At 68.6% G+C, this 6336-nt stretch carries 3 protein-coding genes and 1 pseudogene; 3 read left to right on the top strand and 1 reads right to left on the bottom strand.

Translation table 11 applies throughout. The features are described from left to right. The first annotated feature begins 1015 nt into the window (after positions 1–1015). The 3 genes and pseudogenes from OG819_RS54815 (at position 1016) to OG819_RS54805 (ending at position 5607) form a co-directional block, all read left to right on the top strand. Entirely contained in the window at positions 1016–3514 is a 2499-nt protein-coding gene (locus OG819_RS54815; protein WP_266657412.1) for a DEAD/DEAH box helicase, read from the top strand. A gap of 200 nt (positions 3515–3714) precedes the next feature. Further along, positions 3715–4044: pseudogene (locus OG819_RS54810) on the top strand (ATP-binding protein); the annotation flags it as partial. 81 nt (positions 4045–4125) lie between these two features. Next, complete coding sequence (locus OG819_RS54805) at positions 4126–5607, top strand: IS1182 family transposase (RefSeq protein ID WP_266652810.1); 1482 nt, start codon at positions 4126–4128, stop codon at positions 5605–5607. 102 nt (positions 5608–5709) lie between these two features. On the opposite strand, the gene OG819_RS54800 is transcribed toward OG819_RS54805, so the two are convergent. Next, positions 5710–6276: a hypothetical protein gene (locus tag OG819_RS54800; RefSeq protein ID WP_266657410.1), complete on the bottom strand. Its 567-nt coding sequence runs from the start codon at positions 6274–6276 to the stop codon at positions 5710–5712. Positions 6277–6336: the final 60 nt, after the last annotated feature.

Raw genomic sequence — 6336 nt, 5'->3', positions numbered from 1 at the left:
CACCATCGCTCATGATGTGCAAGCGGAACACCGGTGCTCGCACCGCGCTGCGGCCGCCCGCCCAGGGCGCTGGCGGCTCGCTGGGGGCTCACTGCACAACCTCCACGGGGTTGCGCTCGAGCTGTGCTCCCTCCGCCGTCCCCCCCCCCCCCCCCCCCCCCCCCCCCCCCCCCCCCCCCCCCCCCCCCCCCCCCCCCCCCCCCCCCCCCCCCCCCCCCCCCCCTCTCCAGGAGCACCGCCGGCCTTCGGCCGGAGCCGGGCTGCGCCCGGACGTGGCTTCCGCTGCGCTCCAGCCGCTCCGCACTCCGTGCAGGCGGCAGCGTGGGGTTCGTGCGGGTCTGACGGTCCGGCAGCAAGAAGGGGTAACGCGGCTGAGGTCCGGCCAGCTGATGCTCTGTTAGCGGTAGACCGGAGGTTGGGCCGGGGGTGCAGCTGTGGGTAATGGGGGCCAGAAGGGGTCACCAGGAGGGTCGTATGGCTGGGTTGAACTTGCGGGATCAGGGGCGGGGAAATCGATTTTTCCTACAGCCCATATGATGCCCAACGTGGTCGCTGCAACCATCGCGATGACACCCGCGTAGAGAAGGATCCTCATCACTCCGCGGCCCAGATCATTAGGACGCACTTGAATTCTCCGACGTTCGAACGGGGCCTTGAGCTATCTGAGAGGTCGTCAGCCTTTTCCCCGCTTCTGTCCGGCCGAAACGGCCGCCTTCACATACACTTCGCCGCAGTGCGTGTGATCATCACGGACCTACTGGATGAGCAGCAGCAAGACAAATACTTGCGGTTGTGAGTGCTTCATTTTGGTTCAGAGATAGACTCTGGGATCAGGTAGCAGCACCCGCAAAGGGGTAGCTGGATCGATCCTGATCACGCTCCCCTGCGATTGACCCGAGGCTTCGACCAGGTTTCGGTGGCTTCACCGTAGCCGCTCACACCCGTTCACGTGCACGTTTCCTGTTTCCTGCCGCGTGATGCCACAGGCGCGGCCCACAGGAGAAAACAGATCGGAATGGCAGTGAAGGAACTCCGTCCCCACCAGCGAGAAGCCGTTGACGCGGTACTGCGTGCACTCGATTTGCCTGCAAGATCGCTTGTGCCGGAGGGTGGCCTCCGGACTCAGGTGATCATGGCGACCGGATCGGGCAAGAGTCTCGTCGCCGCCCGGAGTGCTGACGAGCTCCAGGCGGGCCGTGTGCTCGTCCTCGTGCCCTCGCTGGACCTGCTCGCCCAGACCGAGACCGCCTGGCGTGAGGGAGGCCGTACAGGGCCGATGATCGGGGTCTCGTCCCTCCGTGGGGATCAGGTGGCCTTCCCCAACACCACGGACGTGGACGAGCTGGTCGACTGGGTGCGCCCGTTCGACAAGGTCACCGTGTTCGCCACGTACGCCAGCCTGGGGCTCGGCACGCTGGAGCGCGCGCATGCCGCCGGTCTTCCGGGCTGGGACCTGATCGTCGTGGACGAAGCCCACAGGTGTTCCGGCCGGATCGGAAAGCCGTGGGCCGTCGTGCACAACAACACCCGCATCCCGTCCCTGCGCCGCCTCTACATGACCGCCACGCCCCGCCTGTGGCAGCTGGACGAGGAATCCGAGCAGGGCGCGCCGGGCGAGCTGGTAGCAAGCATGGAGGACGACCCCAATGGGCCGTTCGGCAGCAGGTGTTACACCCTGACGCTGTCGGAGGCGATCGATAGGGGGATCTGCGCGCCGTACCAGGTGGTGTGCGTGGACGTCACCGACACCCAGTTCCAGGCCGCCGTGCTGCTCGGTGCCGAGGGCCGGTCGGACCAGGTGCGTGGAGCCCGGCTCGCCGCGCTCCAGACTGCCCTGGTGAAGGCGGCCGCTGAGGAGGGCTTCCGCCGCACGCTCACCTTCCACCACGTGGTCAAGGAAGCCGAGGCGTTCGCGGTCGGCCTTCCCGATGTCGCCGCGCAGCTGCACGCCGCGGACCCGGAGCTGTACCCGGCCACGATCTGGGCCAACTGGCTGTGCGGCGACCACAAGCCCAACCACCGTCGATGGGTTCTCGGGGAGTTCGCCGACGGGATCGCCATGGACGGCACGATGGTGGAGAAGGGCTTCCTGAGCTCGGTGAAGGTTCTGGGCGAGGGCGTCGACACCCGAAATTGTGACTCTGTGTACTTCGCCGACGTGCGCGGCTCCATGCCCGACCTGGTCCAGGCCGTGGGCCGGGCGCTGCGGATGCAGCCGGGCGAGGGGAAGATGGCCTCCCTCGTGGTGCCGGTGCTACTGGGTCCCGGGGAGACGGCGGACAACATGCTCACCTCCCGGGCGTATGGCGGCTTGGCGAAGCTCTTGGAAGCGCTCAGGGCGCACGACACCCGCATCGTTGAGCAGTTGGCCGAGCAGCAGGCCCAGAGCCGCTCCAGGGGCGTGCAGACGCGCGAGAAGGGCAGCGCCGGGGACGGCTCCGGTGGTGCGTCCGCTTCAGCGAAGGCGCTGCTGAAGTTCTCCACGCCACGTGACCCGGCCGCGCTGGCGGCGTTCATCAACCTGCGGGTGCTCAACCCCGAGCACGAGCACTGGCGGCGCGGCATCGAGGCCGCCGTCATCTACGCCCGCGAGGTGCGCGATCTCAAGGTGCCGTTCACGTACCGCGTTCCCGAGCGCGGCGACCAGGAGGCGGAAGCCGAGGGGTGGCCGGCCTCACTCGCCAATTTCCCGCTGGGGCAATGGATCGCCGACGCCCGAAGGTTCTACGCCCGCGGGGACATGGACGCCGACCGCGGCGCGCAGCTGGAGAAGCTCGGCATGGTGTGGTCGCACTTCGACGTCGCGTGGGAAGAGGGCCTGGCCGCCGCCCGTGGATGGGCTGCCGAACACGGGCACCTCCTGGCCCCGCTGGACGCCACTTATCACGGGGCCAAGGTGGGGATCTGGCTGAAGAACGCCCGGGCCGCCGCCCGGAAGGCCGCTGAGATCGAGCAGCAGCGTGCCGAGGGACTTCCGATTCACTCGTCGGCCGGCGCCTTGTCGGAGGAGCGGCGCGAGCAGCTTGAGGAGATCGACCCGTCGTGGCGCCCGGCCTGGCCCGTGGAATGGCAGAGGGCGTTCCACCTCACCCGCCGGCACCTGGACGAGGGCGGCGAGTTGCCGACCGAGCCGGGCGTGGTCGTGCGCCAGGGCGAGGATCTCGGGCGGTGGGTCAAGGCCGTTCGCTTCGGCTGGGGCAAGCTCACCGCCGTACAGCAGTGGATGTGCGAGCAGGTCCTCGGAATCGAACCCGCCACCGAGAACGAGAAACCGGTCCCACGCCGTACGCAGGCCGACAAGTGGGCGATGAACTTCGCCGCCGCCAGACAGTTCTACGAGCGCGAGGGGCACCTGCGCGCGCCGAGGAAGCACGTCGAACGGATCGTCGGCGAGGACCAGGAGGAACGCGAGCTGAAGCTGGGCGCCTGGGTCAGCAATCAGCGCAGCAGGGCCGCGACGCTGTCGCCCGAGCGGATGGAGCAGCTGTCCGCCATCGGCATGCGGTGGACATAGCGCATGGGCGGGCACCTGCGGGGCAGGGCAGTGGGTCCCGGCCGCGCACGAGGGAATTCACGATCGTCCCGGACAGCGACAACAGCGTCGCCGTCTGCCTGCCGGTGACGAGACAACGTTCCAGCTAGCGGAGTGCAACGGACGGCTGTAGCCACCACCGTCTAGGCTCCACCCGTATCCGGAACACACGGGGGTGGCGGATGGATCCAGTGGTACTCGGTGGCAGGCTGGCCTCCAATCTGGTCGGCTCACTGATCAGGAAACTCTTCGTGGCGGACGGGCCTGGTGCTGGACTGGTCGACAGGCCCGTGCGACTGAAGGACCTGGTCTCTTTCCGTGGTGAGAAGCGCACGCTGGGCGAGAAGGACGTGCACAAGCTCGCGGCCTATCTGGTCCAGGAAGCGATCGACTCGCCCGGCGAGCGTCCCTTCCGCACCCAGGAGCGGGTCGCCGTGGCCGATGCACTGGCCCGAAGGCTGCTTGCCCTAGGGGATCTGGACATGAGCGATATCCAAGCCGTGCGGCTAGGAGCGTGTCTCAGTAACGGACACCCCGCTTGCGGTTCGTGATCATTCATGCGGGATGATCTCGGTATGCGTGATCGGGATGGTCTGTTCGAGATCGAGCCGGGTGAGAAGGAGCAGCCGCAGGGTCGTCCGGCGGCGGTGGACAAGACGTTCCGGGCGTTCGACCCGCACCAGGTCCTGCTGCTGCCGCCGTCGCTGGACGACTGGCTGCCCGAGGATCACCTGGCCCGGTTCGTTGCCGACCTGGTCGACGAGGTGCTCGACCTGTCGCCGATCCTGGCGGACTACACCGAAAAGCGCGGCTACCCGCCCTACGATCCGCGGCTGATGGTGCGGCTGCTGATCTACGGCTACACCACCGGGGTGCGCTCCTCGCGGGCGATCACGCGTAAGTGTGTCGATGACGTCGCGTTCCGGTTCCTGGCCGCCGACCAGGCTCCGGACTTCCGCTCGATCGCCCGGTTCCGCCGCCGCCACCTGGACGCGCTCGCCGGCCTGTTCCTGCAGTCGCTGCACCTGGCGCGGAAGCTGGACATGGTCAAGATGGGCCGCGTCGCGCTGGACGGCACCAAGCTGGAGGCCAGCGCATCCAAGCACAAGGCGATGAGCTACGGCCGCCTGATCGGCAAGGAAGAGCAGATCGAAGCCGAGATCGCCGCCCTGGAGGCCACGGCCCGGTCCCTGCTGGACGACGCCGAAGCAGTCGATACCGCCGAAGATGCCCGGTTCGGCGTGGACGGCAAAGAGGCCGACCTGCCCGCCGAGCTGGACCGGCGCGAGAAGCGCCTGGCCAGGCTGCAGGCCGCCCGCGCGCAGATCGAGACCGAGGCCGCCGACAAGGCCCGCGCTCACGCCGAAGACAAGGAACGCCGCCGTCAGGAACGCGCCGGGACCAGCGACGAGCGGGCCGTCACCGACGCGGGCGAGCAGGCAGCAGCCAAGGCCCGGCCCAAGCCCAAGGCCCAGGCCAACTTCACCGACCCCGACTCGCGGATCATGAAGAACAGCGACGGCGCCTACATCCAGGCCTACAACGCCCAGGCCGTCGTCGATGAAGAGCACCAGGTCATCACGGCCGCCGACATCACCACCAACGCCTCGGACGCGCTGAACTACACCCCGATGCTCGACCAGTCCGCGCAGAACACCGGCGTCCACCCGGGGCAGGCCCTCGTCGATGCCGGCTACTGCTCCGAGACCAACCTGCAGGCCTCCAAAGAGCGCCAACTCGCCTGCGGCACCGATACGTTCATGGCCACCGGCCGACTCGGCCACGACGAACAGGTCCCGCCCGCACCCCGCGGACGCATCCCCGCCAGCGCCACCCTCAAGGAGCGCATGGCCCGCACACTGCGGACGAAGCCCGGCAAGGCCGCCTACAGCCGCCGCAAAGCGATCGTCGAACCCGTCTTCGGCCAGATCATGACCTGCCAGAACGGCCGCCAACTCCTCCTCCGCGGCGAGGACGGAGCCCGCGGCGAGTGGCGACTGCTGGCCGCCTGCCACAACCTCCGCAAGATCTTCCGACACGCCGGAACCGCAGGACTCGCCGTCCTGGCCGGCTGACCATCCGGCCACACCGGCCTCAGCGGGCCGAAATCCCCCTCCGACCGACCCGCTCATCGGCCCCACAGGCGCTGACCGAGCGACCACGACCGATCCCGCCCATCACGACCTCCCGGCCAGTTGCCCGTTACTCAGACACGCTCCTAGCTTGCGGTACGCCTTGACCCGGCTGTCGTCGGCATCGGGCATCGGCCGCAGCGGCAGGACCTCCCACGAATGAGCATGGAGGAACCAGTCGATGTAGCCGCTTGGATGGCCGTCGACGAGCATCGAGCTCCAGTATTCGGCGTGCGAGGCGTCGGCGTGGCGCCAGCGCCGGAGCGGGCTCTCGCACGAGAGCAGCCACCGGCCCTCGTGCAACGGGCTGCCCGGCGAGTCGATGAGGTGTTGCGCAAAGCGGTGGGCCCACCGTTCCGGGCTGCCCGCCAGGGCGCGGCCCGCATCGGCACGCAAGGGCGGGACGACGGAGCGGTACCCGTCGGTACGCCAGAAGTCCACGCCCTCGTGTTGCTCATCGACGACGGCGAGCAGCACAGGCTGCGACATCTGGGAGACCAGCAGTTGCGCACCGGCAGTGAACACGCACAGCCCCGGCTGGTGGCGGTCCTGTACGTCCAGGGACAGGCCCACCCACGTGCCGTCGTCCCGCGTGACATCGCTGCGCTGCATGCCGAGAGCGTAGACGGCTGCTGCGGGGACCCCGATGGCATTCTGTCCATCCGACATGAC

The sequence above is a fragment of the Streptomyces sp. NBC_01549 genome, assembly GCF_026339955.1.
GTDB lineage: Bacteria > Actinomycetota > Actinomycetes > Streptomycetales > Streptomycetaceae > Streptomyces.
Note: the sequence above shows the minus strand (reverse complement) of the source record. Positions and strands in the feature narration are given on the sequence as shown.

Bases quoted from the DNA above. Each gene is read 5' to 3' on its own strand.
- OG819_RS54800 (WP_266657410.1), bottom strand. From the start codon at position 6,276: ATGCAGCGCAGCGATGTCACGCGGGACGACGGCACGTGGGTGGGCCTG.
- OG819_RS54815 (WP_266657412.1), top strand. From the start codon at position 1,016: ATGGCAGTGAAGGAACTCCGTCCCCACCAGCGAGAAGCCGTTGACGCG.